At 35.4% G+C, this 646-nt stretch carries 1 protein-coding gene; it reads right to left on the bottom strand.

What is annotated here, in order from left to right; translation table 11 throughout:
- The coding region (locus AC1DSE_RS36140) for a copper amine oxidase N-terminal domain-containing protein (protein ID WP_477529231.1) at positions 1–589 on the bottom strand (589 nt) is incomplete at its 3' end.
- Between the last annotated feature and the right edge of the window lie 57 nt (positions 590–646).

The raw sequence follows: 646 nt of genomic DNA, 5'->3' as shown, positions 1-646 counted from the left end.
CTTCATCACGTCCATAACCATTTGAGTAGAACATTGCTGTATTAGATCCAGACATACTATGTTCAAATGAAACATCGAGCATTTCTTCAAGTGTATTGGTTAGTTGTTGGCCAGCTAAATGAATAATAGGTGTTTTATCTCCATATTGAAATTGCCAAACTGCCTTAGCTATTCCATCTTTAATCTCAACGACTGTATTGGCACGTCCGGTACTATAAATATAACGTGATGCGTCTCCACGTGGAAAGCTGTAACTGTAAAAAGGAGTTGGTTCATTTTTTTCAGCTTCTGCAGACGGTGTAAAAGAGAAGGTAATTGGTAAAGAAATTGCAGCAAGACGAGCCTTATTTAGATCATCAGATGTAATAAGATTCTCATCAAGCTTAAAATCCTTACTATTTATAAATAAAATTACTCTAGTTTTTTCATAGGTTACACTGAATTCGAAAGCCTCAGTTATAAAACGAATGGGAACCATTATACGTCCGTTATTATTAACTGCTGGAACATCGAGCTTGATGGTTTTTCCATTCTTATAGGCAATTAATTGATTGGCTGTCACTTTCACTTCATCTTTAACTTTATTCATTATTACAGCCGTTCGACTTTTAGTGTCCCAGGTGTAGGATAATCCTAATGAAGATAG

This window comes from Paenibacillus sp. 01L418, assembly GCF_056400045.1.
The sequence above is the reverse complement of the archived record's forward strand: the minus strand, read 5'-3'. Positions and strand labels throughout refer to the sequence as shown.